This window comes from Hymenobacter armeniacus, from assembly GCF_014699055.1.
Taxonomy (GTDB): domain Bacteria; phylum Bacteroidota; class Bacteroidia; order Cytophagales; family Hymenobacteraceae; genus Hymenobacter; species Hymenobacter armeniacus.
The window spans coordinates 477357-503901 of the sequence record NZ_JACXAC010000003.1; the positions used below are offsets into that span (position 1 = coordinate 477357).

The 26545-nt window shown below is 64.4% G+C and carries 22 protein-coding genes; 6 read left to right on the forward strand and 16 right to left on the reverse strand.

From position 1 onward, the window contains the following. Nucleotides 1-4 precede the first annotated feature (4 nt). The 6 genes from IC234_RS10300 to fabG all read right to left on the reverse strand — a co-directional run bounded on the left by IC234_RS10300 (nt 5) and on the right by fabG (nt 5219). Complete coding sequence (locus tag IC234_RS10300; RefSeq protein WP_190924164.1) at nt 5-685, reverse strand: NAD-dependent epimerase/dehydratase family protein; 681 nt, start codon at nt 683-685, stop codon at nt 5-7. Nucleotides 686-861: 176 nt separating this feature from the next. Further along, nucleotides 862-2943 (reverse strand): VWA domain-containing protein, encoded by a 2082-nt coding sequence (locus IC234_RS10305; protein ID WP_223827593.1) that lies wholly within the window; start codon nt 2941-2943, stop codon nt 862-864. 67 nt (nt 2944-3010) lie between these two features. Then, on the reverse strand, nt 3011-3154 hold the full coding sequence (locus tag IC234_RS21785; protein ID WP_223827594.1) for a C40 family peptidase: 144 nt from the start codon (nt 3152-3154) through the stop codon (nt 3011-3013). A 48-nt stretch (nt 3155-3202) separates the two neighbouring features. Beyond that, nucleotides 3203-3688 carry a YiiX/YebB-like N1pC/P60 family cysteine hydrolase gene (locus tag IC234_RS10310; RefSeq protein WP_223827595.1) on the reverse strand — a complete coding sequence of 162 codons (486 nt, stop codon included), beginning with the start codon at nt 3686-3688 and terminating at the stop codon, nt 3203-3205. After that, nucleotides 3685-4461 (reverse strand): DUF4262 domain-containing protein, encoded by a 777-nt coding sequence (locus IC234_RS10315; protein ID WP_190924166.1) that lies wholly within the window; start codon nt 4459-4461, stop codon nt 3685-3687. Before IC234_RS10315 ends, IC234_RS10310 begins: the two co-directional genes overlap by 4 nt. An 8-nt stretch (nt 4462-4469) precedes the next feature. After that, nucleotides 4470-5219: a 3-oxoacyl-[acyl-carrier-protein] reductase gene (fabG, locus tag IC234_RS10320; RefSeq protein WP_190924168.1), complete on the reverse strand. Its 750-nt coding sequence runs from the start codon at nt 5217-5219 to the stop codon at nt 4470-4472. Between the two features lie 100 nt (nt 5220-5319). Between fabG and IC234_RS10325 the strand changes: the two genes are divergently transcribed. Further along, nucleotides 5320-6561: an NAD(P)/FAD-dependent oxidoreductase gene (locus tag IC234_RS10325; RefSeq protein ID WP_190924170.1), complete on the forward strand. Its 1242-nt coding sequence runs from the start codon at nt 5320-5322 to the stop codon at nt 6559-6561. A gap of 99 nt (nt 6562-6660) precedes the next feature. Here IC234_RS10325 and IC234_RS10330 read toward each other — a convergent pair whose 3' ends face one another. Continuing rightward, a complete protein-coding gene (locus tag IC234_RS10330) occupies nt 6661-7617 on the reverse strand; it encodes a tetratricopeptide repeat protein (protein WP_190924173.1) in 957 nt (318 codons plus the stop codon). A gap of 222 nt (nt 7618-7839) precedes the next feature. Between IC234_RS10330 and lpdA the strand changes: the two genes are divergently transcribed. After that, nucleotides 7840-9234: a dihydrolipoyl dehydrogenase gene (gene lpdA / locus IC234_RS10335; RefSeq protein ID WP_190924176.1), complete on the forward strand. Its 1395-nt coding sequence runs from the start codon at nt 7840-7842 to the stop codon at nt 9232-9234. Nucleotides 9235-9326: 92 nt separating this feature from the next. Here lpdA and IC234_RS10340 read toward each other — a convergent pair whose 3' ends face one another. The 3 genes from IC234_RS10340 to IC234_RS10350 all read right to left on the reverse strand — a co-directional run bounded on the left by IC234_RS10340 (nt 9327) and on the right by IC234_RS10350 (nt 12854). Further along, nucleotides 9327-10250 carry a tetratricopeptide repeat protein gene (locus IC234_RS10340; protein ID WP_223827596.1) on the reverse strand — a complete coding sequence of 308 codons (924 nt, stop codon included), beginning with the start codon at nt 10248-10250 and terminating at the stop codon, nt 9327-9329. 90 nt (nt 10251-10340) lie between these two features. Beyond that, on the reverse strand, nt 10341-11276 hold the full coding sequence (locus IC234_RS10345) for a DMT family transporter (RefSeq protein ID WP_190924180.1): 936 nt from the start codon (nt 11274-11276) through the stop codon (nt 10341-10343). Nucleotides 11277-11357: 81 nt separating this feature from the next. Further along, nucleotides 11358-12854 carry an ArnT family glycosyltransferase gene (locus tag IC234_RS10350; RefSeq protein ID WP_190924182.1) on the reverse strand — a complete coding sequence of 499 codons (1497 nt, stop codon included), beginning with the start codon at nt 12852-12854 and terminating at the stop codon, nt 11358-11360. A gap of 157 nt (nt 12855-13011) precedes the next feature. On the opposite strand from IC234_RS10350, the gene IC234_RS10355 reads away from it, so the two are divergent. The 3 genes from IC234_RS10355 to IC234_RS10365 all read left to right on the forward strand — a co-directional run bounded on the left by IC234_RS10355 (nt 13012) and on the right by IC234_RS10365 (nt 17292). Then, nucleotides 13012-14340, forward strand: coding sequence for a replication-associated recombination protein A (locus tag IC234_RS10355; protein ID WP_190924184.1), 1329 nt, complete (start codon nt 13012-13014; stop codon nt 14338-14340). Nucleotides 14341-14547: 207 nt separating this feature from the next. Then, nucleotides 14548-16323 carry a signal peptide peptidase SppA gene (gene sppA, locus IC234_RS10360; protein ID WP_190924186.1) on the forward strand — a complete coding sequence of 592 codons (1776 nt, stop codon included), beginning with the start codon at nt 14548-14550 and terminating at the stop codon, nt 16321-16323. 147 nt (nt 16324-16470) lie between these two features. Beyond that, nucleotides 16471-17292: a purine-nucleoside phosphorylase gene (locus tag IC234_RS10365; protein WP_190924188.1), complete on the forward strand. Its 822-nt coding sequence runs from the start codon at nt 16471-16473 to the stop codon at nt 17290-17292. A gap of 81 nt (nt 17293-17373) precedes the next feature. Here IC234_RS10365 and IC234_RS10370 read toward each other — a convergent pair whose 3' ends face one another. The 5 genes from IC234_RS10370 to IC234_RS10390 all read right to left on the reverse strand — a co-directional run bounded on the left by IC234_RS10370 (nt 17374) and on the right by IC234_RS10390 (nt 22161). After that, nucleotides 17374-17703 carry a hypothetical protein gene (locus IC234_RS10370; RefSeq protein ID WP_190924190.1) on the reverse strand — a complete coding sequence of 110 codons (330 nt, stop codon included), beginning with the start codon at nt 17701-17703 and terminating at the stop codon, nt 17374-17376. Nucleotides 17704-17899: 196 nt separating this feature from the next. Beyond that, nucleotides 17900-18754, reverse strand: a complete 855-nt coding sequence (locus IC234_RS10375; RefSeq protein WP_190924192.1) for a DUF4249 domain-containing protein — start codon at nt 18752-18754, stop codon at nt 17900-17902. Between the two features lie 59 nt (nt 18755-18813). Further along, nucleotides 18814-21129 carry a TonB-dependent receptor gene (locus IC234_RS10380; protein WP_223827597.1) on the reverse strand — a complete coding sequence of 772 codons (2316 nt, stop codon included), beginning with the start codon at nt 21127-21129 and terminating at the stop codon, nt 18814-18816. Between the two features lie 136 nt (nt 21130-21265). Continuing rightward, nucleotides 21266-21577, reverse strand: coding sequence for a thioredoxin (trxA, locus tag IC234_RS10385; RefSeq protein ID WP_190924196.1), 312 nt, complete (start codon nt 21575-21577; stop codon nt 21266-21268). Nucleotides 21578-21711: 134 nt separating this feature from the next. Then, on the reverse strand, nt 21712-22161 hold the full coding sequence (locus IC234_RS10390; RefSeq protein ID WP_190924198.1) for a hypothetical protein: 450 nt from the start codon (nt 22159-22161) through the stop codon (nt 21712-21714). 261 nt (nt 22162-22422) lie between these two features. Here IC234_RS10390 and IC234_RS10395 point away from each other — a divergent pair, with 261 nt between their 5' ends. Then, nucleotides 22423-22662, forward strand: coding sequence for an HNH endonuclease (locus tag IC234_RS10395; RefSeq protein ID WP_190924200.1), 240 nt, complete (start codon nt 22423-22425; stop codon nt 22660-22662). Here the strand turns inward: IC234_RS10395 and IC234_RS10400 are convergent. Next, on the reverse strand, nt 22659-26402 hold the full coding sequence (locus tag IC234_RS10400) for an AAA family ATPase (RefSeq protein ID WP_190924203.1): 3744 nt from the start codon (nt 26400-26402) through the stop codon (nt 22659-22661). The two genes, IC234_RS10395 and IC234_RS10400, sit on opposite strands and share 4 nt — an antisense overlap. Between the last annotated feature and the right edge of the window lie 143 nt (nt 26403-26545).

Genomic DNA, 26545 nt, shown 5'->3' on the forward strand with positions numbered 1-26545 from the left:
TGTTTTAAGGGCGCGGGGCGGCTTTGCCGTGGGCCAGCGCCACAATGTCGCGCACTTCGAGCACGGGTTTGGTGTAGCCGTAGTCGGCTGCGTTTATCATGGCGCGGCCCACTTCCTGCAGGGTGCTCACAAAGTTGGGGGCCAGCCGCCGGGCCACGGGGTAGAGCCAGGCAATGGCGGGGTACCATTTCAGCAGGTTGCGCTGGCCTTCGGTGGCCTTCATGAAGCCGGGCCGAAACATGTAGGCCGCGCCGAAAGGCATGGCCAGCAGCTCGTTTTCGGTGCGGCCCTTCACGCGGGCCCAGTGCTGGCGGCTTTGCTCGCTGCTGTCGGTGCCCGCCCCCGACACGTAAATGAACGTCAGGCCGGGGTTGAGGCGGGCCAGGGTAGCGCCCACGCGCAGGGTCAGGTCGTGGGTGATGCGCTCGTATTCCTCCTTGGAAACGCCCACCGAAGAAATGCCCGCGCAGAAAAAACAGGCGTTGTAGCCCGTCAGCTGGCTTTCCACGGCGCTCAGGTTTTGCAAGTCGGGCACCACTAGCTCGCTCATTTTGGGGTGGCTGCGGCCGGTGGGCTTGCGCGTGAGCACCAGCACGTGCTCCACGGTGGGATTTGAAAGGCATTCGAGGAGGACGCCCTCGCCCACCATGCCGGTGGCGCCGGTTAGGATGGCTCGTATTTTCATAGTGGTTCGATGAAGTAGGAGGGAGGACGCAGCGGGAGCAGTTCTACTTTACGAAATACCCAAAAGAACGGCGTAGCGACGCGACCCTTCGCGTCTCGGCGTTGAGTAATACCCGACGACAACCGACCGGCGCGCCCACCGAGACGCGAAGGGTCGCGTCGCTACGCCGAGCTGATTTACACGCTGCCCGAGTACTTCCGCAACGCCCATTCCACCGTCAGAAAGGCCAGCAGCACGAAGAAAATCCACTTCAGATTTATCAAATCCTTGAGGTCTTCCTCGGCCGTAATCACGGGCTTGTAGTTGGCTTTCTGAATGTCCTGCGCCAGCTGGTCAAGCTGCGCCGGGTAATAGAGCCGCGAGCCGCTACGGCGCGCGAGCTGCGCCAGCAGGTTGTGGTCGGCCTTCGATTCCAGCGCTTCCAGGGGTTGGGCCTGCACCAGCAGCTCGCCGGCATCCTGTTGCGCCTGGCCGCCGAGCGTGGCCCGCGCCTGGTAGCGGTAGAGGCCCTCGGGCAAGGGGCCCAGGTGCAGGGGCGAGCCGTCCTCGGCGTTGGAGAACGAGAAGCGGCGGGTTTGCTGCTTGGCGTCGGTCAGCACCAGGTCAATTTTCTGGTTGTAGAGCCGCTCAAACACGGCGTTGTAGGTTTCGGCGCCCAGCGTCACGTCGTCTTGCGTGCCGAAGGCGTCCTGCGTGGGGTACACGTCGAGGCGCTTCTTGTTGGCGTTCTGGGTGAGGAGCTGCAGCGTGCGGATGATGAGGCGGTCGTAGGCCTCGGGGCGGTCGTCGTGCTCCACGGCCTCGCTCAGGCGCCATTGCCAGCTGCCGTCGGTGAGCAGGGTGGCCTGGCGGCGCTCCTGCGGGCCCCCAAACACCAGTAGCGGCTTTTGGGTGGCCACGCGGCCTACCTGCTGCCACAGGGCTGCTTCGGCGCCGGCCCCCAGGCGGTAGTCGCCAAACGGCACCGGGGCAGGCGGGTACTGCGCAAAGCGGCGGGCCGATTCCTCGTCGGTGGCGAAGCGGGCAAAGCCGGGGTTGGCCAGCGGCGTCACCTCGTCGGTTTGCGCCCCCCGGGCCTGAATGGTGAGGCCGGCGCCCTGCTGGTTGTAGCTGCCCAGGTCCGACTGCGCACCAATAACGTAGAGCGCGGGCGTGCGCCGGGCCTTCACCTGGGCCACAATCTCGTTGCCCAACCCGCCCTGGGCCGGCAGCTGGTGCAAAATGGCCACGTCGAAATCGGCATCGGCCTTGAGCGGGGCCACGCCGGGCAGGGCCAGCGTCAGGTCGAAGTTGTCGTTGGCCAGAATGGCGGCGCGCAGCGCCTTCAGGTCGGGGTGGGGGGCGGCGCCGGCCAGCAGCACGCGCAGCTTGCCCTTCACAATCTCGATGAAAGCCGTGCGCTGGTTGTTCAGCTCCGTAAACTCGCCCGGCTGGGGCACCACGCGCACCTCGTAGCGGCGCTTGCCCGGCGCGGGCGCCGTGAGCTGGAACGCCACGCGGGCCCGGCGCCGCCCGGCCGGCAGCGCCACGCGGCGGGAATCCAGCACGCGGCGGCCCTCGCGCAGCTCCACGGTGGCCGTGCCGCCGGCGTAGCCCTCAAAGCCCAGCTCGGCTTCGATGGGAAATTTGTTGCCACTAAAAGCCACCCGGTTGTAGGTGAGGCCGGTGAGGAGCAGGTCTTTCTTGGGCACGGTGTCGCCCAGGGCCACGCTGTATATCGGGAAGCTAAACTCCGAATAGGCCGGGCTGCGGCCCTGGTTGGCCAGGCCGTCGGACACCAGCACCACGCCGGCCAGGTTGCGGCCGTCGTAGGCGTCGCGGGTGCCGGCCAGCAACTGGTCGAGGTCGGTGGTGGCGGCCGAGAAGCGCAGCGAGTCGAGGCGGGCCGGGCGGGCCGTGGAGGAAGTGAACGAGCGGGTTTCGACGGCAAAGCCGCGGCTGCGCAGGGTTTCGGCCAACCGGGCCAGGCCGGCGGTGGCCTGGCTCAGCACCGGCTTGGGCGTAAACAGCTCGACGGACTGCGAATTGTCGACGGCCAGCACCACGGTGGGCTGCTCGGTGCGCGTGGTGGTGGTTTTGATCAACGGCGCCAGCAGCAGGTAGCACAAGAAGCTCACCACCGCGAAGCGCAGAGCGGCCAGTGCGAAGTTGAACTGCTTGCTCCAGGGCGCTTTGGCCGAGTATTGAAGGCCCGCGTAGCCGGCCCCCACGAGCAGGCACAGCGGAATAAACCAGGCAGAATATTGAGTGGTCAGCAAATGAAAGTCGGATTGAATCAGCGCTAAAGGTCGGCAACAGTTGCCAAGGTTGCAGCCGCCCGCTGCCTCAACGGCTGAGCACGGTAACCAGTTCGGGGCTGCGGAAGATGCTGACCGGCGAAATTACGGTTTCCTGCAGCGGCAGCCGCTTGCCGTAGCGCTCCTGCAGCTTGGCCCGCACGGCGGGGTGGCTGAGGTCAAAATCGCGCAACTGCTGCAGCTGCCCCAGCCGGCGACCCAACCCGCGCTCGTACACTTTTCAGATGAGCTCAGAGCAATAAATCCGGTCGTCGGACCAGCCGAAATACAGGTCGTACTGGTGCCCCAGCAGCGGCTGCCCGGCCGCTTTCAGGCGGGCCAGCGCGGCGGGCGTGAGCACGGCTTTGGCATCGCGCAGCCGCTTGGTCACGAAGTGGCCGCCCTGGCCCCGTGCCATCCAATCGGCCAGCGGCGTCAGCTTCACGGGCTGCACGGCTTCAAATACCTGCCACTGGCCGTTTTGCTGGTAAAGAATGCCGCAGTGGCTGTAGGGCGAGTGCGTGGCGAGCTGAATGGCCCGGCACTGGGCCGAGAGCGAAGTGTGGAAAATCAGGTCGCCATCGCGGAGCTGCGGCGCGATTTGGGCGGTAGCGGCTGCGGCGGCGCGGTGGCACTGGTAGCGCAGCAGGCGTCGGTGCAGGCGCGGGTAGGCGGCGAGAGCGAGGGCGGCCAGGCGCAGCAAGGGGAGGAGCAGCCGGCGGGTCATTGCCCAGAGTCTTCAGCGTTTTCTTCAGGCTCTTCCCAGGTTTCCCAGTCGTCCTCCACCGATTCGCGCCATGCCGTCCACCCGTAGTTCAACTGAAATAACTCGTTGACAGATGGGTCTTTTTCGATGATGTGTTCCAGACAAACAATCTTCACGTCTGCCACATCGTTCGTCGTATCGCACAGAAACTGCCAGTCGCCATCTGTTTCGTGCGACACTCGCAGAATCGGTGAGCCTTCTAAAACCTGACGGGTAGTGTAGACGCCGAGCTTGCGGTCTTCCGGAAATTTAAAGTCGTGGTCGCGGTCCAGCAGCGGCTGTGCGGCTTTCCAATCGGAGTTAAAGCCTTCGTTCCATGGGTAAAATGCTTGTTTATCAGGCCATACAATTTGCAACGCCGGGAAATCCCAGCTCTGATAAAACCACGCGGCGTAACCGAAATAATCCTGATAGCGGGATGCATCGACAGTTACGAGTCGTACGTCGAATCCTTCCAGAAAATTGGGGTAGCCGATGCTTTGGTCAGGTTGCGGGTACTTATCCAGCAGCCGCTTCCCTTCCCAAAGCACCGAATGCAATAAATCCAGCCCGAAGCCAAAGCAGATTAGCTCCGGGTAGCCAAAATTTCTGTACAACCCAATCGTATAGGCGAAGCTGGGCGAGTAGCCATCGCCGTTGAACAGCGCCACATGAAACCCATGCTCCTTGATGTCGCTGAGAATCCGCTTTTTGGCGGCGGTGTTGTGTGCAGCGTGTTCTTCCGGCGTGGCCATTGGCTTTCTTACGTCAGCATCCCGCCATCTACCTGCAGCACCTGACCGGTGATATAAGCTGAGTCATCCGACGCCAGAAACGCCGTGGCCTTAGCCACGTCCTCGGGCCGGCCGCCGCGCTTGAGCGGAATGGCTTTGCGCCATTCGTCCACCTGCTTGGGGTCGAGGGCATCGGTCATTTCGGTTTCGATGAAGCCGGGGGCAATGGCGTTGCAGCGAATGTTGCGCGAGCCCAGTTCCAGCGCCACCGACTTAGTGAAGCCGATGATGCCGGCCTTGCTGGCGGCGTAGTTGGCCTGCCCGGCGTTGCCCTTGATGCCTACCACGCTGGTCATGTTGATGATGGAGCCGGCTTTGGCGCGCATCATGGGTTTGGTGGCGGCTTTGGTGAGGTTGAACACCGATTTGAGATTGACGGTGAGCACCTGGTCCCACTGCTGCTCGCTCATGCGCATGAGCAGGCCGTCTTGGGTGATGCCGGCGTTGTTGACGAGGATGTCGAGCTTGCCGAAATCGGCCACCACGTCTTCAATCAGCTTTTCGGCCTGGGCGTAGTCGGAGGCGTCGGAGCGGTAGCCTTTTACCTTGGTGCCGGCGGTGGAAAGCTCGCTTTCGAGGGCCTGGCCCTTTTCTACGGACGACAAATACGTGAAAGCGACATCGGCGCCGAGCTGGGCAAAATGCGCCGCGATGGCGCGGCCAATTCCTTTGGAAGCGCCCGTGATGAGGGCCACTTTTCCGGTGAGTGTGTTGGTCATGGGGCGAAGGTAAGTAGCGCGGACTTTCAGTCCGCAAGGGCACGGTTTCACTGCACGGACTAAAAGTCCGCGCTGCGGCGGGCTAACTTCGCCGCAGATTATGCCCCACCACGACATCTGCATACTGGGCGCGGGCCCCGGCGGGGCCACCGCCGCCCTGCACCTGGCCAACGCCGGCCACACCTGCCTGCTGCTCGACCGCGCCGCCTTCCCGCGCGACAAAATTTGCGGCGACGCCCTCAGCGGCAAGGTCATCAACGAGTTGAAACGCATCGAGCCCGGCCTGCACGCCAAGCTGGCCGCCTCGCCCATGCAGATTCCCAGCTGGGGCATCGACTTCATTGCCCCGAATGGCCGCAAGCTCAGCATTCCTTTCAAGCCGAACTTCAACAAAGCCACCGACCCCACCGCCGGCCACGTAGCCAAGCGCCTCGACTTCGATAATTTCCTGGTGGAAGAAGTGCGGCAGCGGCCCGAAATCGACTTCCGCGAAAACGTGGACGTGGCCCGCACCGAGCGCACCCCCGAGGGCTGGCAGCTGTTCGACAAAGCCGGCCAGGAAATCGCCACCTGCCGCCTGCTGCTGGTGGCCAACGGCGCGCAGTCGGAGTTTGCCCGCAAAGTGGCCGGCCACGCCCTCGAGCCCGACCACCACTGTGCCGGCCTGCGCACCTACTACGAGGGCGTGAGCGGCCTTAGCCCCGATAATTTCATCGAGCTGCACTTCATCAAAGACTTCCTGCCCGGCTACCTGTGGGTGTTCCCCTTGCCCAACGGCCAGGCCAACGTGGGCGTGGGCATGCTCTCCAAAACGGTGGCCGCCAAAAAAATCAACCTGCGCCAGCGCCTCGACGAGATTCTGGCCACGCACCCCACGCTGGCGCCGCGCTTTGCCGGGGCCACGCGGCTGGGGCCGGTGCGCGGCTTCGGCCTGCCGCTGGGCTCGAAGCGGCGGGCGCTGTCGGGGCCGGGCTACTTCCTGCTCGGCGACGCCGGCTCCCTCATCGACCCGTTTTCGGGCGAGGGCATCTCGCACGCCATGGTGAGCGGGCGCCACGCCGCCATTTGGGCCGCTGAGGCCGTGAAAAAAGACGATTTTAGCGCCGAGTTTGGCAAACACTACGACAAAGCCGTCTATAACCGCCTGGGCCAGGAACTGCGCCTGAGCCGCGTGATGCAGCGCCTGCTCAACTTCCCCAGCCTGTTCAACATCGTGGCCAACCGCGCCGTGAGCAACCCCACGCTGGCCGCCACCCTATCCATGATGTTCATGGACCTAGACCTGCGTGAGCAGCTGCGCAAGCCCAGCTTCTACTTCAAGCTGTTTTTCGGCGGGAAGTAGGGCATAGGCGAACAAAAAAAACGTCATGCCGGGCTGCGTTCAGGCTAACAGCCGAATCAAACAAAAAAGGCGCGAAACCGGAGTTTCGCGCCTGTTGAATTATTGTGCTGGCGTTGACGTGGCCGGCGGGGTAGCCGGCTTCTTGTAGCCGGGACGTGGGTGGTAGCCGGTGCCGGGCTTGGCCGCTGGCGCGGGCTTGATGGGCTCGTGGCCGTCGTTGCCCACGTAGCGCTTCAGGCTCTTGGCGGCATCGGGGTTCAGCTTGGCGGCGCGCTCCAGGTCGCGGCGGGCTTCGGAAAGCTTGTCGAACGACGAGTAGCTGATGCCGCGGTATTCCCACGCGTCGGCGTAGGCCGAATCGAGCTGAATGGCCTTCGTGAAGTCGACCACGGCGGGCTTGTACTGGTACATCTGCATCTTGGCCACGCCGCGGCCGAAGAAGGATTCCTTGTCGTCGGGCCGGTACTTCAGCGCGCCCGAGAAATCGGTGGCGGCCGCTTTGTACTGCTTCATCATGAGGCGGTTCACGCCGCGGTTGTAGTAGGCGTCGGGGTTGTTGCGCTGGTACTTGATGGCCGCCGTGTAATCGGGAATGGCCTCTTTGTACTGCTTGAGGTAGCTTTTGGCCTTGGCGCGCTGCAGCAGGGCGGCGGGGTCTTTGGGGCTGGTTTTGAGGCGCGAATCGGCCGACTCCAGCATGGTGCGGTAGTCGGCGGCGGTCATTTTTTTCTCTTTGGCCCGCTCGGCCGAGGCCGCGGTGGCGCTGGGCGTGTTGGGGGCGGCGGTTTCGGGGGCGCCCACGGTTTCGGCGGGCAGGCCGTTAGCAGTGGCGGCGGGTTCGGCCGTGGCAATGGGCACGGGCGTGGCCACGCGGGCGTCGGTGGCCGTGGCGGCGGCCCCGGTCGAATCGGGCCGGGTGGCGCCCGTGGCCACGGGCGCCGCCATGGGCTGGCTGGTCACGGTGGGTTTTTCCTTTTCCGTGACGGTGGTGGCGCAATTGGTGAGGAAGGCCAGCAGCCCCAAGGCTGCCAGCGGCGTGCGAAGAAGTGATTTCATGGAGTACGGAACGTGTAAGGCGCGCTTTCCGGGCGCGGCCGGGGGCTTATACGGAGACGGAACAAGATTGGCTGCTAGCACGCTTCGGGCCAAAACATTGTTGGCAAGCTAAGCAGCAGGCACCGAAGTGCGGCGCGGTGCACAGGGGCGGCTATCTTTGCTGCCCTAATTGGGTGGGTCCCCCAGCCGGGCCCGATGTACTTTTTTCTTTCGCAGAATTCTATGGCATTGCAATTTGATTTGGTCGTGGTCGGCAGCGGCCCCGGTGGGTACGTGGCCGCCATTCGGGCGTCGCAGTTGGGGTTGAAAGTGGGCGTCATCGAGCGCGAGTCGCTGGGCGGCATCTGCCTGAACTGGGGCTGCATTCCCACCAAAGCCCTGCTCAAGTCGGCGCAGGTGTTTGAATACCTCAACCACGCCGCCGATTACGGCCTCAAAGCCGACGGCGTGGGCTACGATTTCGGGGCCGTCATCGCGCGCAGCCGCGGCGTGGCCGACGGCATGAGCAAGGGCATCAACTTCCTGTTCAAGAAGAACAAGATTGAAACCATCATGGGCACCGGCAAGCTGCTGGCCCCCGGCAAAGTGGAAGTAACCAAGGCCGACGGCAGCAAGGAAACGGTGGAAGCGAAATCCATCATCCTGGCCACCGGCGCCCGCTCGCGCGAGCTGCCGGCCCTGCCCATCGACAACCAGAAAATCATCGGCTACCGCAAGGCCATGGCCATGGAGCAGCTGCCCAAGCGCCTCGTGGTGGTGGGTTCGGGCGCCATTGGCGTCGAGTTTGCCTATTTCTACCGCACCATGGGCTCGGAAGTGACGGTGGTGGAATACCTGCCCCGCATCGTGCCGGTGGAAGACGAAGAAGTGTCGCGCCAGATGGAGAAGTCGTTCCGCAAAATCGGCGTGAACGTGCTCACCAGCGCCGAAGTTACCAAGGTGGACACCGCCGGTACCGGCTGCAAAGTGACCATCAAAACCGCCAAGGGCGAGCAGGTGATTGAGTGCGACGTGGTGCTGAGCGCCGCCGGTGTGGTCACCAACCTCGAAAACATCGGCCTCGAAGAGCTGGGCATCAAGGTGGAGCGTGGCCGCGTGATTGTGGACGACTACTACCAGACCAACGTGCCCGGCATCTACGCCATCGGCGACATCGTGCCCGGCCCCGCGCTGGCCCACGTGGCCTCGGCCGAAGGCATCATCTGCGTCGAGAAAATCGCCGGCCACCACCCGGAGCCCCTCAACTACCAGAACATCCCCGGCTGCACCTACGCCTCGCCCGAAATTGCGAGTGTGGGCTACACCGAAGCCGAAGCCAAGGAAAAAGGCTACGACGTGCTGGTGGGCAAATTCCCGTTCTCGGCCTCTGGCAAAGCCAGCGCCGGCGGCGTGAAAGACGGCTTCGTGAAAGTCATCTTCGACAAGAAGTACGGCGAATGGCTCGGCGCCCACATGATTGGCTCGAACGTGACCGAGATGATTGCCGAGGTCGTGGTGGCCCGCAAGCTGGAAACCACCGGCCACGAAATCATCAAGGCCGTGCACCCGCACCCCACCATGTCGGAAGCCATCATGGAGGCGGCTGCGGCGGCGTACGGCGAGGTGATTCACTTGTAGGTTGATTTCAGCCCCAACAAAAAAGCCTCTGTCGTAGCAGGGGCTTTTTTGTTGGGGCTGTATTCGATTGAAGCCTTTATGGGCACTGTTGCCTATTTCCGGCGGCAGCCGGCCGCTAGCAGCGCGTCCAATTCGTTTCGGTAGATACCGAAAACACCCAGCGAGTCGGCGTGCAACAGGTCGCGGCAACTTTCGGAGGGTTTGGCCAACGAGGCGTAAATCTTGCCGCGGGTTAGGTACGCATAGCCGTTTTGGGGGCTGAGCCGGATGGAGGCCTGGATGTCGGCAAGGGCCTCGGCGGTTTGGTCCATCCGGAGGCGGCACTTGGCCCGGTTGGCCAAGGCGTAGGCATTCTTGGGGTTGTAGCGCAGCGCTTCGTTGAAGCTTTGCAACGCGGCTTGGGGTTTGTCCATTTCCAGGTACAAAAATCCCAGGTTGGAGTGCGTGTCGCTGGAAGTTGGGTTCAGTTCCAATGCTTTGGCGTAATCATCGAGCGCCAACTGGAAGCGGCCGGCCTTGCGGTGAAGCACGGCCCGGCAGCTAAGAGCGTTCCAGTTGGTGGGCAGCACGGCCAGGGCGCGGGTGTAGTATTTCAGTGCTTGCTCGTTTTCGTCGAGGTTGGCGTACGTCCAAGCCAGTCCGGTGAGTACCTGCGAGTTCAGGGAATCGAGTATTACGGCTCGGCGGTAGTAACCCTCGGCCACGCGCGACTGGCCCAAGTCGTTGTGTAAGGCGCCCAGATAATAGAGTACCTCGGGGTTGTGGTCGCCCCCGCCAGCTGCGCCCAGTTCCAGGTCCGGACGGGCTTTGTCGTACTGGTCGAGGTGGTAATAGGCAATGCCCCGGGCTTGATGGTAGCGCCAGTTTGCAGCGTCGGTGGCCAGGGCCTTGTCGAATTCAGCTACGGCAGCAGCGTAGTTGCGGGTGGCCATGTAGCGGTTGCCACTGTCGAAGTGGCGGGTCGTGCTGCAGGCCAACAGCAGGGCCAAAGGCAGGAAGCGGAAATAGTTGGTCATGAACGAGAAGACGTCGTGCCACTCACAATTAAAGGTCAAGAAACAGCCAAGTTACGCTGCAGAGCGAAGAGCAGAACCATGTGGTACGCCTCACTCCCGGGCCGTTTCCACCGCCGCAGCCGGCTCCTTCACCGCCTTGGGTTTCTGGCTCACCAGCCACACGCCCAGGAAAATAAGCGCTGCCTGCCCGGCCTTGCCCCAGGTGAGGTGGTCTTTGCCGAGGCTCACAGCGATGAGCACGGCCAGCACCGGCTGCAGATAGATGTAGACGCCCAGCAGGGCGGGGGAGGCGTACTTCAGGGCCCAGTTATTCAGCAGGTAGGCGAAGATGGTGAGGAAGAAAATCATGAACCCGACCTCGGCCCAGATGTAGGGCGGGAAGCTGGCATAGTCGGCGTGCACGGCCTCGCGCCAGCCGAAGGGAATGGCGATGCAGCCGCCCACCAGAAACACCCGGCTCAGCACCGTAAACGGGTGATACTTGCGCATAAGCGGCGTGACGATGACCAGGTAAATGCCAAATACTGTGGCGTTGAGCAGAATGAAAATGTTGCCCAGCGTGCCCTGCGGGTACACGGCCGCCGTTTGGGCGTTGCGGCCCAGAATGAGCGAGGCCGCGCCCACGGCGCCCACCCCGATGCCCAGCGCCCGGGGCAGCGTGATGCGCTCGCTCAGCAGCACGGCCGAGGCAATGACCACCACAATGGGCGCCACCGTTTGCAGCAGCGAGGCGCTGATGGGGGCCGTCAGGTTCAGGCCCGAAAAGAACAGGAGCTGGTTGAGCCCGATGCCCAGCACCCCGCAGGCAACGGAGCGGAGGTTGTCGGCCCGGCCGATGATTTTGTCGTGGCGGGCCACCAGAAACTTGATGCCGGCGAAGAAAATGATGGCCCCCAGGATGCGCAGCGTGACGATGCCGAACGGGTGAAGGTAGTGTGGCATCACGTCCTTCGACAGGCTATAATTGGCCGCGTAGATGATGGTGACGACGAGAAGGGCCGCGTGCACGCGGAGTTGGTTGCGCATAGGAAAGGAGCAAAGCGCGCCGTGACGCGGGCCACAAAGGTCGCGCCGCGACGCCCGAATGCCTTGCCGGGCCGGGACGTTTTATTCCCGGCTGCCCATAATTTTTAGCAGCGTACCCCCGGCCACGGTGGGTTCGGACTGCGCCCGGTAATGGCGGAGCACATAGCGCCGGGTCGAATCGGCGCCAACCAGCAGCCGCTGCCCCGGGCGCAGGTGCTGCAAGTGGGCCGGAGCAGGCCCCACCACCGCCAAGTCTACGCCCGCTTCGCGCAGCGCGGCCTTGTAAAACAGCAACACCGCCGGGTAGCGTTCGGCTTGCACAAGGGTGACGGCGCGGGGCGGCGGCAACTGCAGCAGCGGCGGCAATTGGTAGCCGTGGTGCAGCATGGGGTCGGTTTTTTCATCTTCCCAGCGCCCATGCTCGTGGTAGAGCAGCAGGCCCGCCGGCACCGCCGTGGCCACGGCGAGGAGGCCGGCCACCACCGGTCGCGGCCAGTGCCAGCGCGCCCGCACCAGCAGCACGAGGTGCTCCAGGCCCAGCGCGCAGAGCAGGGCGGCCATGGGGTAGACCGGCGCGCTGTACCACCCCAGCCTAGTGCGGGCGGCCGAGATGATGACCAGAAAAGTGACCACGAGCAGTCCGGCAAACCGGGCAAACAGCCGCTTGGGCCGCGCCGCTGCGGCACCTGAGCTGGCCAGCCAGCCCCCCACGGGCAGCAGCCAGCTCCACGTGAGCAAGCCCGGAAAAAGCAGCCGCTGAAAATACACCCACCACGGATACTGCACTGTGACAAGGTGCTGACTGATGCGGCCGTACCAGTCGTTGAACCAGGTGGCCGCCAGATAGCCCGGCGCGGCGGTTTCGCGCAGCCAGTAGAACAGCGCCAGCGGGCCAAACGCCGCCAGAACGACCCCGTACGTGCGCCATTGCCGGGCGGCCCAGCGCCCGCCGGGCAGTGCCAGCCACCCCGCGCCCACGGCGGGCAGCAGCAGCACCGCGGCCGCCGACTTGGTGAGCAATGCCAGCGCAAACCACGCGGCGCCCCGCCACAGTTGCTTGGTCTGCCGGTCGTGCGCGTACTGGTACCACTGCAGGGCCGTTGCCGTGAGCGTCAGGGTGAGCAGCGCGTCATAATCGCCGAACCGGGCCACGTGAGTGCCGTTGAAGCCGGGGCTGGTGGCCAGTGTCAAGGCCGCGAATGTGCCCACGAATCGGCTCTGCAGCGTGCGGCGCCCAAACCGGTAGAGCAGCCAGGCAGTGCCCATGGCGGCCACCAGCGAGGGCAAGCGAAGCGCCCACAGGTTGTGGCCCAGCAGCCGCAGGCAGCCGGCCTGCAGCCAAATGAGCAGCGGCGGCTTGGTGTTCCACAGGTCGGGCTGCCCGTTGTAGCGCGTGATGAGCCAGTCGCCGCTTTGCAGCATTTCAGTCGCGTTCACGGCCAGGCGGGCTTCGTCCCACACGTGCAGGACCGGCGTTCCCGCCTTCCAGCCAAACAGCACCGCCACGGCCCCCAGCAGCGCCAGCACTAGCCAGTCGATGCGGGAAGCTGCCCCAAAACGCCGCCAGAAAGATGCCATGCCTAAAGGTAGTCGTGACCGCCGCTGGCCAGGTCCGAAGCAGCTGCCCAGGGGAAGCGTTTCAGGCCCCGGGCACGTATGGAACCCGCAGTGGCAACCGGCCACTTTTCTGGCCGTTGAAACCTGCCCTTGCCCGACCTTTGCCCAAAACCCTGCCATGGCCTCCCTCTTTCCCGACGACGAACCCACCGCCTTCACCCCGCCGCCCACGCCCGGGCCCGACGCGCCCCTGGCCGAGCGCCAGCGCCCGCGCCGCCTGGCCGACTACGCCGGCCAGCAGCACCTGGTGGGCGAAGCCGGGGTGTTGCGCCGCTATTTGAATTCTGGCCGGCTGCCCAGCCTCATCCTGTGGGGGCCGCCCGGCGTGGGCAAAACCACCCTGGCCCACTTGCTGGCGAGCGAGCTGAAGCAGCCCTTCTCGGCCCTGAGCGCCATCAACGCGGGCGTGAAAGACGTGCGCGACGTCATCGAGAAAGCCAAGCGGCAACGGGGCACGGTGTTGTTTATCGACGAAATTCACCGCTTCAGCAAAGCCCAGCAGGACGCCTTGCTGGGAGCGGTGGAGCACGGCACGGTCACGCTCATTGGCGCCACCACCGAGAATCCGTCGTTTGAAGTCATTCCGGCCTTGCTCTCGCGCTGCCAGGTGTACGTGCTGGAGCCGCTGAGCGCGGAAACCCTGCGCGACCTGGTGAAGAAGGCCCTAACCGAAGACGCGGCCATGCAGCAAAAAAAGGTGAAGCTGGTGGAGGACCACGCCCTGCTGGCCCTGAGCGGCGGCGACGCCCGCAAGCTGCTCAACCTGCTCGAAATTGTGGTGCAGAGCACGCCGCCCGACAAAAAGGGCGTCGTGCAGGTGACCGATGCCGTGGTGCAGCAAGTGGCCCAGCGCCCGCTGGCGCGCTACGACAAAGGCGGTGAAATGCACTACGACGTCATTTCGGCCTTCATCAAAAGCATGCGCGGCTCCGACCCCAACGCCGCGCTCTACTACCTGGCCGTGATGCTGGAAGGCGGCGAAGACGTGAAGTTCATTGCCCGGCGCATGGTTATTCTGGCTTCCGAGGACATCGGCAACGCCAACCCCAACGCCCTGATGCTGGCCACGAGCTGCTTCCAGGCCTGCACCGTCATCGGCCTGCCCGAGTCCGACCTCATTCTGGCCCAAACGGTGGTGTACTTGGCCACCTCGCCCAAGAGCAACGCCTCGTACCTGGCCATCAGGGCGGCGCAGGCCGAGGTGAAGGCCCACGGCGTGTACCCCGTGCCGGTGCCGCTGCGCAACGCCCCCACGCGCCTGATGAAACAGCTCGGCTACGGCAAGGAGTACGCCTACTCGCACAACGGCGAAGGCAATTTCGAGGAGCAGGAGTTTCTGCCCGACGCCCTCAGCGGCACCCGGTTCTACGAGCCCGGCCACAACGCCAGCGAGCAGAAAATTCAGGAGCGCCTGCGCGGCTGGTGGGGCGAAAAGTATGGCTATTAGGCGGCAAAATAGGCTGTTTTGACGGGTGGCGAAGGCCTCGCTGCCGTTCGGCGAAGATTTAGCTTTTCTGTAATGCCCGGCAAAGTCAAACGATACAACGGCTTGTAACTTGCCAGCTCATTGGGAAGCGCAGGAGTGGCCAACGGCTTACGCCTGCCGCTCAGGCATTCAGTTCATTCCGTCACCATCCGTTAAATCTGCGGTCTCATGCGTCAGTTTTTTAAATACGTGCTGGCCACCCTCGTCGGGCTGGTCGCATTCAGTTTCATTGGGTTTTTGGTGCTGGCGGGCATCATTGGGGCGGCGGCCAGCGCCGGCGAGCACAAGAAGGTGGCCGCCAACTCGGTGCTCGAACTCAAGCTGAACGAACCCCTCGCCGAACGCGGGCGCGACAGCAAGTTCAATTTCGGCGGCAACAACTCGGCCACGGGCCTGGTGAACCTGAAGGAAGCCATTCGCCGCGCCAAAACCGACGGCGACATCAAGGGCATTCTGCTCAACCTGGGCATTGTGCAGGGCGGCATGGCGTCGTTGGAGGAAGTGCGCGACGCCTTGCTTGACTTCAAGAAGAGCGGCAAATTCGTGGTGGCCTACCACGAAATCGCCTCCGAAAAGAGCTTCTACCTGTCGTCGGTGGCCAACGAAATCTACCTCAACCCCCAGGGCACGCTCGAGTTCAACGGCCTGAGCTCGGAGGTGCTGTTCTACAAGCGGCTCTTCGACAAGGCCGGCATTCAGCCCTACATCTTCCGGGTGGGCTCGTTCAAAAGCGCCGTGGAGCCCTTTTTCCGCGAGAACTTCTCCGATTCGGCCCGCTACCAGACCGTGTCGTTCCTGAACTCCATCAACGGCTACATGGTGGGCCAGGTGGCCAAGGCCCGCGGCATCGACCCCGCCCGCCTCAAGGTCATCTCCGACTCGATGCTGGTGCACAACGCCCCCGACGCCCTGCGCCTGAAGCTGGTGAGCAAGCTCGGCTACTTCGATGAGGTGCAGGACTACATGCGCGGCAAGCTCGACCTGGCCAAAGACAAGAAACCCAACCTGGTGACCCTGAGCGAGTACACCAAAAACGACGAAGCCGACGAAAACGAAGGCAAAACCAGCGGCAACCGCATTGCCGTGATTTATGCCGAAGGCGACATCGTGACCGGCAAGGGCTCCGACGACAACATCGGCAGCACCAAGTTTGCCGAGGCCATCCGCAAGGCCCGCCTCGACGACAAGGTGAAGGCCGTGGTGCTGCGCATCAACTCGCCCGGCGGCTCGTCGCTGGCGTCCGACATCATCTACCGCGAGGTGGTGCTCACCAAGAAAGTGAAGCCCATTATTGCCAGCATGAGCGACGTGGCGGCGTCGGGCGGCTACTACATTGCCATGGCCTGCGACACCATTGTGGCCCATCCGAACACCATCACGGGCTCCATTGGCGTGTTTGGGGTGTTGCCCAACATTCAGCCGCTGCTGGCCGACAAGCTCGGCATCACGGTTGACCGCGTGACTACCGGTAGGTTTTCCGACCTGCCCACCATCACCCGGCCGTTGTCGGAGTTTGAGAAGCGCACCCTGCAGGAAGAAGTGAACCGCATCTACGCCGACTTCACCAGCAAGGCCGCGCAGGGCCGCCACATGCCCGTGGAGCGCCTGCGCCGCCTGGCCTCCGGCCGCGTGTGGAGCGGCCTCGAAGCCAAGAGCAACGGCCTCGTGGACGTGCTGGGCGACTACCAGGACGCGTTGAAGATTGCCGCGGCCCGCGCCCACCTCAAAGCCGACGACTACCGCGTGCAGCGCCTGCCGCGGCAGCGCTCGGAGATTGAAAGCCTGCTGAGCACCTTTGGGATGGGCGACGACAACGACGAGGCCAAAACCAAAGCGCTGAAAGCCGAGCTTGGGCCGCTCTACCCGGCCTACGCCCAATACCAGCAGCTCATGCAGATGCGCGGCGTGCAGGCCCGCCTGCCGTACACGCTCGACATTCAGTAACCCGATTAGTAAACGTCTGTCATCCTCAGCTGGCGTCCGCGTCGCGAAGGGCCTTCTTCCTGTTGAACTCGTCGTTCGCACGTGAGAAGGTCCTTCGCGGCGCGGACGCCAGATGAGGATGACAGTTTTTGTAAATTCTTCCACTTTATGATGCAGGACCTCCGCGCGGCCGCCGCGTACATCCAGGCGCACTCCAACTCCTTCCAGCCCGACACGGGCATCATTCTCGGCACGGGCCTGGGCGCCCTGGCCCGCGAGGTGGAGGTGGAGCACGAAATCAACTACGCCGACATTCCCAACTTCCCGCTTTCCACTGTCGAAAGCCACGCCGGGCGCCTGCTGCTGGGCCGCATGGCCGGCAAAAAGGTGGCCGTGCTGCAAGGCCGTTTCCACTATTACGAAGGCTACAGCATGCAGCAGGTGGCCATGCCGGTGCGGGTGCTCAAGCTGCTGGGCATCGGCCGGCTGCTGGTGAGCAACGCCGCCGGCGGCCTCAACCCCGATTTCAACATCGCCGACCTGATGCTGATTGACGACCACATCAACCTGCAGCCCGGCAACCCGCTCATCGGCCCCAACCCCGACGAGCTGGGCCCGCGCTTCCCCGACATGTTTGCGCCCTACGACGCCGACCTGCTGGCCCGCGCCGAAGCCGCCGCCCAGGCGCTGGGCCAGGCCGGCACCACCCGGCGCGGCGTGTACGCCAGCGTGCCCGGCCCCATGCTCGAAACGCCCGCCGAGTACCGCTACCTGCGCACCATCGGGGCCGATGCCGTGGGCATGAGCACGGTGCCCGAAGTCATTGCCGCGCGCCACCTGGGCTTACCGGTGCTGGCCGTGTCGGTCATCACCGATTTGTGCGCGCCCGGCCACCTCAAGCCCGTGGTGCTGGCCGACATTTTCGCCGCCGCCGGGGCTGCCGAGCCTCGCCTAACGGCCCTTATCAAGGCCGTGGTGGAGGGCCTGTAGAACAAGATACTAGCTCAAATGCAAACAAAAACGGCCTTTGCATGAGTGCAAAGGCCGTTTTTGTTTGAGAGTGCATTGACCCTAGGGCAGCGCCGAGAACACCCTGGCTTCGGGCACGCTGGCCCGGTTGGTGAAGCTGTAGCGCAGCTTGTTGGTGGTCAGGGAATCGACTTTGTAGCCGCCGCCTCTGAATTCGGAGAGGTCTAGGTTGTTGCTGTCCAGGGTCCAGGTGCCGGTGGTGGTCGAATTGTTGCCAATCCAAACCTGGGTATAAGTGCCGCCGGCCGCAAACTTGATGGTGTATTGCGTATTAGGCCCTTGTGGGGCCACCACGGTGCTGCGGCCGTTGTTGAACACCGTGCGGTTCAGCAGCCAGGTGTGGCCGGTAAGCATCTGTTCGGGGGTGAGCACCCGGGCAGCGGGTTGAGCAGGCTGAACGTCATCCTTCTCACCGCAACTGGCCAATGAAGCGCCAGCGAAACCAAGAAAAAGAAACAGGGCCGGACGTAAAGTAGGCGCCATACCAAAATGCTAAAAAAAGAAGGAATACTTAAAGGTATGACTTTTTTCCGGAATCGTTACATATTTCCTGAAAATCGACCAGCCTTTACCGTATCACCTTGGTCACGCGGGTGGCGCTGAGCACCCCAAAAATGCCCACGCCGCCTTGCACGTTGCCATAAATGGCCGACGGCTGGGCGAAGGGGTTGCCGTTGGCGTTGCGGGCGTCGCGCACCGACTGGCGGAAGCGGAACATGGCGTATTCGGTGTGGTAGAGCGTGGCCGTCACGGTGTCGTTGGCGTTGAAGCGGTAGCTGGTGCCCACCGTGAAGTTCTGGCCGTTGAGCAGCCGGTCTTCCAGCGAAATGTCGGATTCCGGGCCCTTGCGCAGGTTTTTGGGAATGGGGTCGCCCTTGTGCAGTTGCAGGCGGTAGTAGTCGCCGGGCGCGGCCGGGTCGCGGAAGTTGGTCAGGAAGTAGGCCTTGCGCTCCGAGCCCGACTTGTCGTTGAATTTGTACTCCACCGAGTCAATGGCAATGGGGGCCAGGTAGGTGGTGGTGCTGGTGGCGTGGCGGCCCTTGGTGTCGCGCACGTCGAGCTTGAACACGTCGCCGGGCCGGGCCACCAGCGGGTCGCGCCCGATGTGGGAATGGAATTTCTCGCCCGTGGTGTCGGTCAGGGCTTTGTAGTTGGGCGAGAAAGCCAGCGGCACGAGCGTGCCGTTGGGCATGGTCAGGGTCACGGTAACGTCGGTGGGCACCTGCGGAATGACCGAGCTCAGGTAGGGCACCGACGTGGTGACGGCCAGGCTGGGCACCTTGCCGGGCTCGAGGTAACACTCCACCACCAGCTCCGAGGCATAGGTGGGCAGCGGCACGTCGATGTCGTTTTGGAGCTTGCCGCAGCCGGCCAGGGCCAGCAAGGGCAGCGCCAGAACAGTGAGGTTGGAAATGAATTTCATGGCTGGAAAAAGAACGTCACATCGAGGGGAGCGCCGCCGAGACATGACGGGAGAAAGCGCTAAAACCGGAAATTGTACGTCAGCGACGGGATGACGGGAAACAACGACACCTGCTTGGCTGCGAAGCCCGTGGTGCGGCCGCTGGCCTTGTCGCGCACGGTTTCGAAGAACACGAAATAGGCGTTGCGGCGATTGTAGGCGTTGTAGATGCTCAGGGTAAGGTCTTGGTTGAGGCGGGCGCCGATTTTGTAGACCACCCCCAGGTCCAGGCGGTGGTAGGGGATGAGCTGGTAGGAATTGCGGTTGGGGTAGATGGGCACCGGCCGCGGGTCGATGCCGACGCTGGAACCCGGAATGTCCTGCACGCCGAAGCGGCCCAGGGGCAGCGTGGTCAGGTTGCCGGAGGTGTACACAAAGCTGGCCGTGAGGTTGATGCGGGCGTTGAGCTGGTGCAGCACCACCACCGTCAGGTTGTGGCGGCGGTCGTAGCCGGGGTGGAAGTCCTCGCCGTTGTTGATGCCGGTGGTGCCGCGTTGGGGCTGGAAATTGCGCCAGCTCCAGGCCAGGGTGTAGCCTATCCAGCCGGTGGTGCGGCCGGTTTTCTTTTCCAGGTAAATCTCATTGCCGTAGGCCCAGCTCTTGCCAAAAATGAATTCCGCGTCCAGCTCGGGGTTCACGAACAGCTGCGCACCGTCTTTAAAATCGACCTGGTTCTGGCCCCACTTGTAGTACACTTCGTTAGTAAGCAAGTACTTGCCATCGCCCAGCAGGAAGCTGGCGCCGGTGCTCACCTGCTGCGAGCGCTGCGGCTTCACGCTCAGGCGCGAGGGGTACCAGATGTCGGTGGGCAGGGTGGCGCCCGAGTTCGTGACCAGGTGCACGTACTGGTACATCAGGGCGTAGTTGGCCTTGAACGAGGTGCGGTCGTTGAGGGCGTAGCGGGCGGCGGCGCGGGGCTCGATGCCGCCGTATTGGTCCGAGCCGCTGCGGAAGCCGGTGAGGCGCAGGCCGCCTTCGAGCTGCAGCTTGTCGCTGGCTTTGTAATTGTCGGAGGCGTAGAGGGCGCCCTCGGCGCCGTAGTAGTTCACGTCGGAGCCGAAGTTAACGCGGCCGTCGCCGGAGTTGGCGTCGAGGCGGCCCACGCCGAAGCGGTGCTGCGTGAACAGCGCCCCGGCCTTGAAGAGGTGTTTGTCGGTGGGCGTGTACTCCACATCGGTGCGGGCCGTGTAGTCCCGGATGTTGGAGCCCAGGCCGAAGGAAAACTGGTCGAGCCGGTTGGTGAGGCTGTACTGGTAGTCCGACACGGCCAGCGTGGTGTTGACAAAGAGCCGCGGCGAAAACACGTGGTTCCAGCGCAGCGTGCCGATGGTGTTGCCCCAATTAAAATTGAAGTTGAAGCCGCCCGTGCTGCTGAACCCGAACACGTCGCGGCCCAGGTAACCGGTGAAAAACACCTGGTCCTTGTCGCCCAGCGTGTAGTTCGCCTTGGCGTTCATGTCGTAGAAATAATAATCGGGGATGGGGCTGTAATCCTCCTTGCCCTCGTTGGCCTTGTTGAGGGCCCGCGTGAAGATGTCGAAGTAGGTGCGGCGGCCGCTCACGATGAACGAGCCTTTGCCCTTGTTGATGGGCCCCTCGTAGGTGAGGCGCGACGAAATCAGCCCGATGCCGCCTGTGGCCACGTAGTGCTGCCGGTCGCCCTCGCGCAGCTTCACATCCACCACCGACGACAGGCGCCCGCCAAACTGCGCCGGAAAGCCCGACTTGTACAAGTCCACGCTCTGCACCGCGTCGGAATTGAACACCGAAAACAGGCCGAACAAGTGGTTGGGGTTGTACACCAGCGCATTGTCGAGCAGCACCAGGTTCTGGTCGGCCGAGCCGCCGCGCACAAACAAGCCGCTGGTGCCCTCGCCGCCGCTCTGCACGCCCGGCTTGAGCTGCAGGGTCTTGAGGATGTCGACCTCGCCAAACAGCGCGGGCAGCAGCTTGGCCTCGCGCACGCTGAGGTGCTCCACGCCCATTTGGGTGGTTTTGAGCTTTTCTTCCAGCGTCACGGCGCCCTGCACCACCACTTCGCCCAGCTCGTTGCCGCTCTCCTCCAGCACAAAGCTGAGGCGCTGGTTGCGGGTCAGGTTCAGGTCGCGGGTAATTTGCTGGTAGCCAATGGACGTCACCACCAGCTGGTGCCGGCCCCCCGGCAGCGACAGCGTGAAGCGGCCCAGCGAATCGGCGGCGGTGCCGGTGCTCAGCTGGGGCACGGCCACGCTGGCGCCGGGCAACGCCTCGCCGCGGGCGCCGCGCACGGTGCCGCTCAGCGTGAAGCGGCTGGCATCCTGCGCCACGGCCCGCTGCGCCCCCCATCCAATCAACAATAAAACAAGAACCAGATAACGTACGGAAGAGCTAAAAATCATATAGTTGGCAACAGGGAACCGCAAAGATAAGGCTCCCCCAACGCCAGCCGGTGGCAGATAGTTTGTCCGGAGGGCCGCGGGGGCCCAAGAGGCGCTATTTGCCCACGAAAGGCTGCAGGGCCTGCCCAATCTGGGCGGCCGGCACCACGCCCGCCTGGCGCCACACCGGCTGCCCCTGGTGGAACAGAATCAGCGTGGGAATGCTCTGCACGCGGTATTGTTGGGCCACGGCGGGGTTGCGGTCCACGTCGATTTTGATGACGCGCAGCTTGCCGCCGTGCTGGGCCGCCACTTGCTCTAAGATGGGCGCCATGGTTTTGCAGGGCCCGCACCAAGTGGCGTAAAAATCGACCAGCACCGGCATGCCGGGGCTGTTGATGAGTTCGGGGAAGGATTTGCGTGGCATAAGGAGAGGAATGGAGTCAGCCAGAAAGCCCACGTGGCCCGGAAACCGCCGCCGCACGAGCAAGTGGTTATAACGAAAAAGCCTGGCACGCGGCCAGGCTTTTGGTAAAATTCGAGGGGCGCCGGGGCAGCGCCCTATTTGTTGATGACCGTTACGTCGTTGCCGACTTCGGGAAACACGAAGCGGCCGCCCACGGCTTTCACGCCCTTCACGCGGCACTCCCAGGTGTAGCGGCCGGGGGCGGCCACGGCAGCCTCGCCGCCTTCGGTCTTGAAGTAGTCGGGGTCGGAGGGGTCGGTCGGAAACAGCACATCCACGCCGGTCTGGTTGTTGACCAGCTGTTTCACCAGGAAGTAGTCCTTGCCGGTTTTTTCGCTGTGCACCACAAAAGTGGCCGTGTAGGGGCCCAGCTGGCCGTATTTGTCCAGAATGCCGAGCTTGATGTGGGCCGTGGTGCTCACCATCCAGGTTTGGGCGCGCGCCGCGGGCGCGGCACCCAGTAGCAAGGCCACCAGCGCGGCCAGTGCCCGGCCCCCAAACGAGGCCCGGGCGGCGAAGGATAATGCGGGTACAGATGTTGTCATATAGAAGTAGCGAAAAGAGGTGAGGGGCAAAAAGTATGGGTTGCTTAATTGAAGCAAGTACGCTCATTACAGGCCAAGTTAGCGGGTACCCAGCAGAATAGCAACTTGCGCCGCGCCGGGGCCGTTGCTGGTGTAATTCATTGTAGGCTTTTGATTTCCTGATTTCGACGCATGGCGAGACGGCGCTTGCGGCCCGGTGAGGGGCCTCCCTTAACCCATTCAGCTGACGCGGCCACCCGGTGTGGCCTCTGCGAGCGCGAGGTGCAGTCCACGTCGCGCCACCATTTGGTGCCGCGCGAAGAAGGCGGCCGCTACGGCCCCACCATCGACCTGTGCCAGCCCTGCCACAGCAGCGTGCACCGCTTCCTCACCAACCGCGAGCTGGCGCGGCTGTACCCCACGGTGGAAGCCCTGCGCGCCGCTGAGGGCCTGCAAACCTACCTGCGCTGGATAAAGCGCCAGCGGGTGGAGCGCATCACCAACCGGCGGGCCCGGCGCTAGCCGGCCACGGGCTCGGGGCGCTGCGCGGGCACGGCGCAGCTGGTTTCGTGGCCCATCACGCCCACCAGGTGCACCGTGCTGTTGCCGCCGGCGCCGGGCCGCACCCGAATCTGGGTGCCAATCCGGTCCTTCAGGTCGGACACGTGGGAGATGATGCCAATCATCTTGCCTGAGTGCTGCAGGCGCTCCAGGGCATCCAGGGCCGTGTTGAGGGAGTCGGGGTCGAGCGTGCCGAAGCCTTCGTCGATGAACAGCGACTCGATGCGGGCTTTGTGGCCGGCCAGCTCACTCAGGCCCAGCGCCAGGGCCAGGCTCACCAGAAAGCTTTCGCCGCCCGAGAGCGAGGCCATGGGGCGCACGGTGTCGGCCTGGTCGTGGTCGATGATTTGCAGCTCCAGGTTGCGGTGCGGCGTTTTGAAGATGGTGTAGCGGCCCGTGAGCTGGCGCAGGCGCAAGTTGGCCAGCCGGGCCAAATGCGTGAGCGTGAGCCCCTGCGCAAACTGGCTGAACTTGTCGCCCCGCGCCGAGCCAATTTGTTCGCTCAGGTCCTGCCAGCGCTGTTCTTCTTTTTGGCGCAGCTCCAGCTCGCGCAGGCCGTCGGCCTGCAGCTGGCGGGCGTCGTCGTCCTGCTTCAGCTGGTTGCCAACGGCGCCCAGCTTTTGCTGCAGCGTGTCGCCGGCGGCTGAGAGGGCGTTGAGCTGGGCGGTGAGCTCGGCCGCGGTGAGGGGCGTGAGGCCCACCTCCGCGTGGCGCTGCTGCTCGGCGGTGAGGTCGGCGAGGCGGCGGGCCGTGGCGGCCGTGGCCGTGAGGTGGTCCTGGCGGCGCTGGTGCAGGCGTTCGGCCTCGGCGGGGGGCAGGAGCAGGGCGCGGGCCTCGGCGGCTGTGGCCATGCCGGCGGCCGCAAGGGCCGCTGCCAGCTCCGTGTGGCGCTGGCTGTGGGTGGCGCGGTGCGTGGCCAGCTGCGCGCGCAAGTCGCCCTGCCGGTTTTGCTGAATTTCCAGCGTCTTCTGCTGGTCGGCCAACTGCGTTTGGGCGCGCTGGGCGGCCTCGGCCAGGCGCTGGGTGGCTTGGCGAAGCCGTTCGGTTTCGGCCGCGGGGTTGGGGCCGTCGTAGTGGGCCAGGCGGGCCGCTTGCTGCTGGTCGATGGCCTGCTGCTCGGTTTGCAGGGCGGCACCGGCGGCGGCAAGCTGGGCGGCCTGTTGGGCCAGGGCCTCGGCGCGGGCTTTGTGCTGGCTGGTTTTTTCCAGCAGCATTTTGCCAAGTTCATTCAGCTTGGCCACCTGGGCCTCGTAGTGGTCGGCGCGCTCCCGGAGCGTGGCCAGCACGCCGTCGTAGGGCGGCCGGGCGGGCAGCGCCAGCCGGTGCGGCGCCAGAAAGTCCCGAATGGTATTTTCAAAAATGCCGGCCTGTTCCTGCCAGTGTAGCATTTCCTCGGCCAACTTGGCAAGGTCCGCTTCGGTGGTTTGCTGCCGTTCCAGCAGGCGGGGAATTTCGCGCTGGGCCGCCGAGGCGGCCTCGCCTTCTTTCAGGTACTGCTCGCGCAGTTTGGCCAACTGCTCGTCTAACTCAGCCACCCGGCGGCGGGCGGCCCCGGCGGCGGCCTGTTCGCGGGTAGTGATTTCCAGCAGGGCGCGCACGGCGGCAGGGTCGGTGGGCGTGGGCGGGGCGGGCGCGAGGGCGGCGGCCAGCGCGGCGGCCTGCTGGCGGGCCAGGTCGGCAGCGGCCAGGGCTTCGGCCTGCAGCTGCTGGCGCTGTTGCTGCTCGGTTTGGCGGCGGGCGAGGGCGGTGGTGGCTTGGCGCAGCTCTTCATCGAGCTTGGTCAGGGCCAGCTGCTGCTGCGCCACGCGCTGCTCCTGCTCGTCGGCTTCGGCGGCAAAATCGGCGGTGAAAGCGTGTTCCAGCGCGCCGCACAGCGGGCAGGGCTGGCCCGGCAGCAAGTGCTGGCGGTGCTGGTTGAGGTCGGCCAAGGCCTGCTGGGTGCGCAGCTCGCGGCGGTAGCTTTCGAGGAGGTTTTGGCCGTCGGCCCGGCGAGTTTCGAGGTGGCGCGCGGTGGTTTCGGCCGCGGCCAGGGCCGGCGCTTCCTGTGCAATCTGCGCGGCCAGCGTTTCGGCGCGGGTGTGGTGCTCGTAGGCGGCTTCGGCTTTCGGAAGCAGCTGCTGCAGCGCCTGCTGGCGCGCGGTCAGGTCGTCGGCGCGCTGGGCCAGGGCAGCGGCGTCGGTGCCCAGCAGCAGGGCGTCGCGCTCGGTGCGGCAGGGCTTGCCTTCGTCCTCAATGGCTTGTTTGCGGGCTTTGGCGTCGGCTTCGAGGGCTTGCTGCTGGCGCAGGTCGGCCGCCGTTTGCTCCAGGTTGTTGCGCAGCTCGGCGCGGCGTGCGTCGCGGGCCGCCATTTCTTTTTGCGCGCCCAGCAGGTCGATGATTTCGCGGTCCAGCGCCAGTACCTGGTTTTTGAGGTCCACCTCGGCGCTGTGCTCGATGAGCCAGCGGTCCAGCGTGTTGTTCTGGCTTTGCAGGGCGGCAATTTCCCGGGCCTCCAGGTCCAGGTCCTCGGCGTTTTTCTGGTGCTCCCGCTGGCCTTGCGCGTGGGCATAGCGCTGCAGCTGCAGCTGGTGCCGGGCGGCCGCAATGGCCGCGTCCTGCTGCTGCGCCTGGCTGAGCAGCGGGCGCAGGCGGTCTTCTTCGGCCTGCGCCTGGGCGTGGGCCGCCGTGGCGGCCGCGTAAGCAGTGGCCGCCGTTTCGGCCGCCTGCGTCAGGCGGGGGAGGGCCTCTTCCAGCTCCCGAAGCTGCTTCTCATCGGTGGCTACCTCTTTTTCGGCTGCTTCGGCCAGTTCCAAGGGCTTGTCGACGGCGGCGGCGCGGAGGTGGCCGTCGAGCCGGGCAAACTCCGGCTGCAGGGTGTCGTCGTCGCGGCGCAGGCGCTCGGCCTCGCGGGCGGTTTCGGCGAGCTGTTTGTCGAGCTGGTCCAGAATGGTGCGCCAGGTAAGGCACACGTTCAGTTCCTGCGCTTCCTCGTGGTGTTGCTCGGCTTCCTCGTTCAGCACGTCAAGCTGCCGCTCCAGCTCGGCGCGCTCTTCCTGGGTCAGCAGGCGCGTGGCGTCCAGCTTGGCGCGCAGCAGCTTGGTTTTCAGTTCTTCTTCTTTGGCTTTCTCAAAGGCCGCCACGCTGAGCCGCGAGTAGACGCCCACGTTGGTCATCTTTTCGAGCAGGGCGCTGCGCTCCTTTTCCGGGGCGTGCAGAAAGCGCGCAAACTTGCCCTGGCTCAGCAGCACCGACTGCTCAAACTGCCCGAAGTCGAGGCCCGACAGCTCGCTCACCCGCCTCGGCACAGCTTCCTTGCCGCTGATGACGGCCACGTTGGAAGGGCTGAGTACCAGCGTCATGGCGTCGGCATTCAGGCTGCCTTTGTCTTCGCCGCGCACTTTGCGCTTCACTTCCCAGCGCGAGCGGTACCGCACCCGCTCCACCTGGCCGGTGTCGGCGTCGGTTTCGTGCACTTCAAATTCCACTTCCGAAAAAGCGTCCTTAGCGTGGCGGCTCACCATTTCGCCCACCTGCCGGTCGTGGCGCGGCACCCGGCCGTAGAGGCCGACGGAAATGGCATCCAGCAGGGTGCTTTTGCCTGCCCCCGTGGGCCCTGTGATGGCAAACAGCCCCGTATCGGCCAGGGGCGTCTCATCGAAGCGAATCAGAAACGGACCGGGCAGCGAGTTGAGGTTAGCGAAACGGACGCTGATAATTTTCATTCGATACTTCTCCCAAAAATACTTCCCGAAGGTACGGCAGCCCCGGCCGGAAATCACCCTGGAAAAGCGCTGCGGCTGGTTTCGGTTCCCTGCCAGCGCAGGAGTGCGGCGCGTTGGCCAATAACCCTGGCGGCCACGCCGCC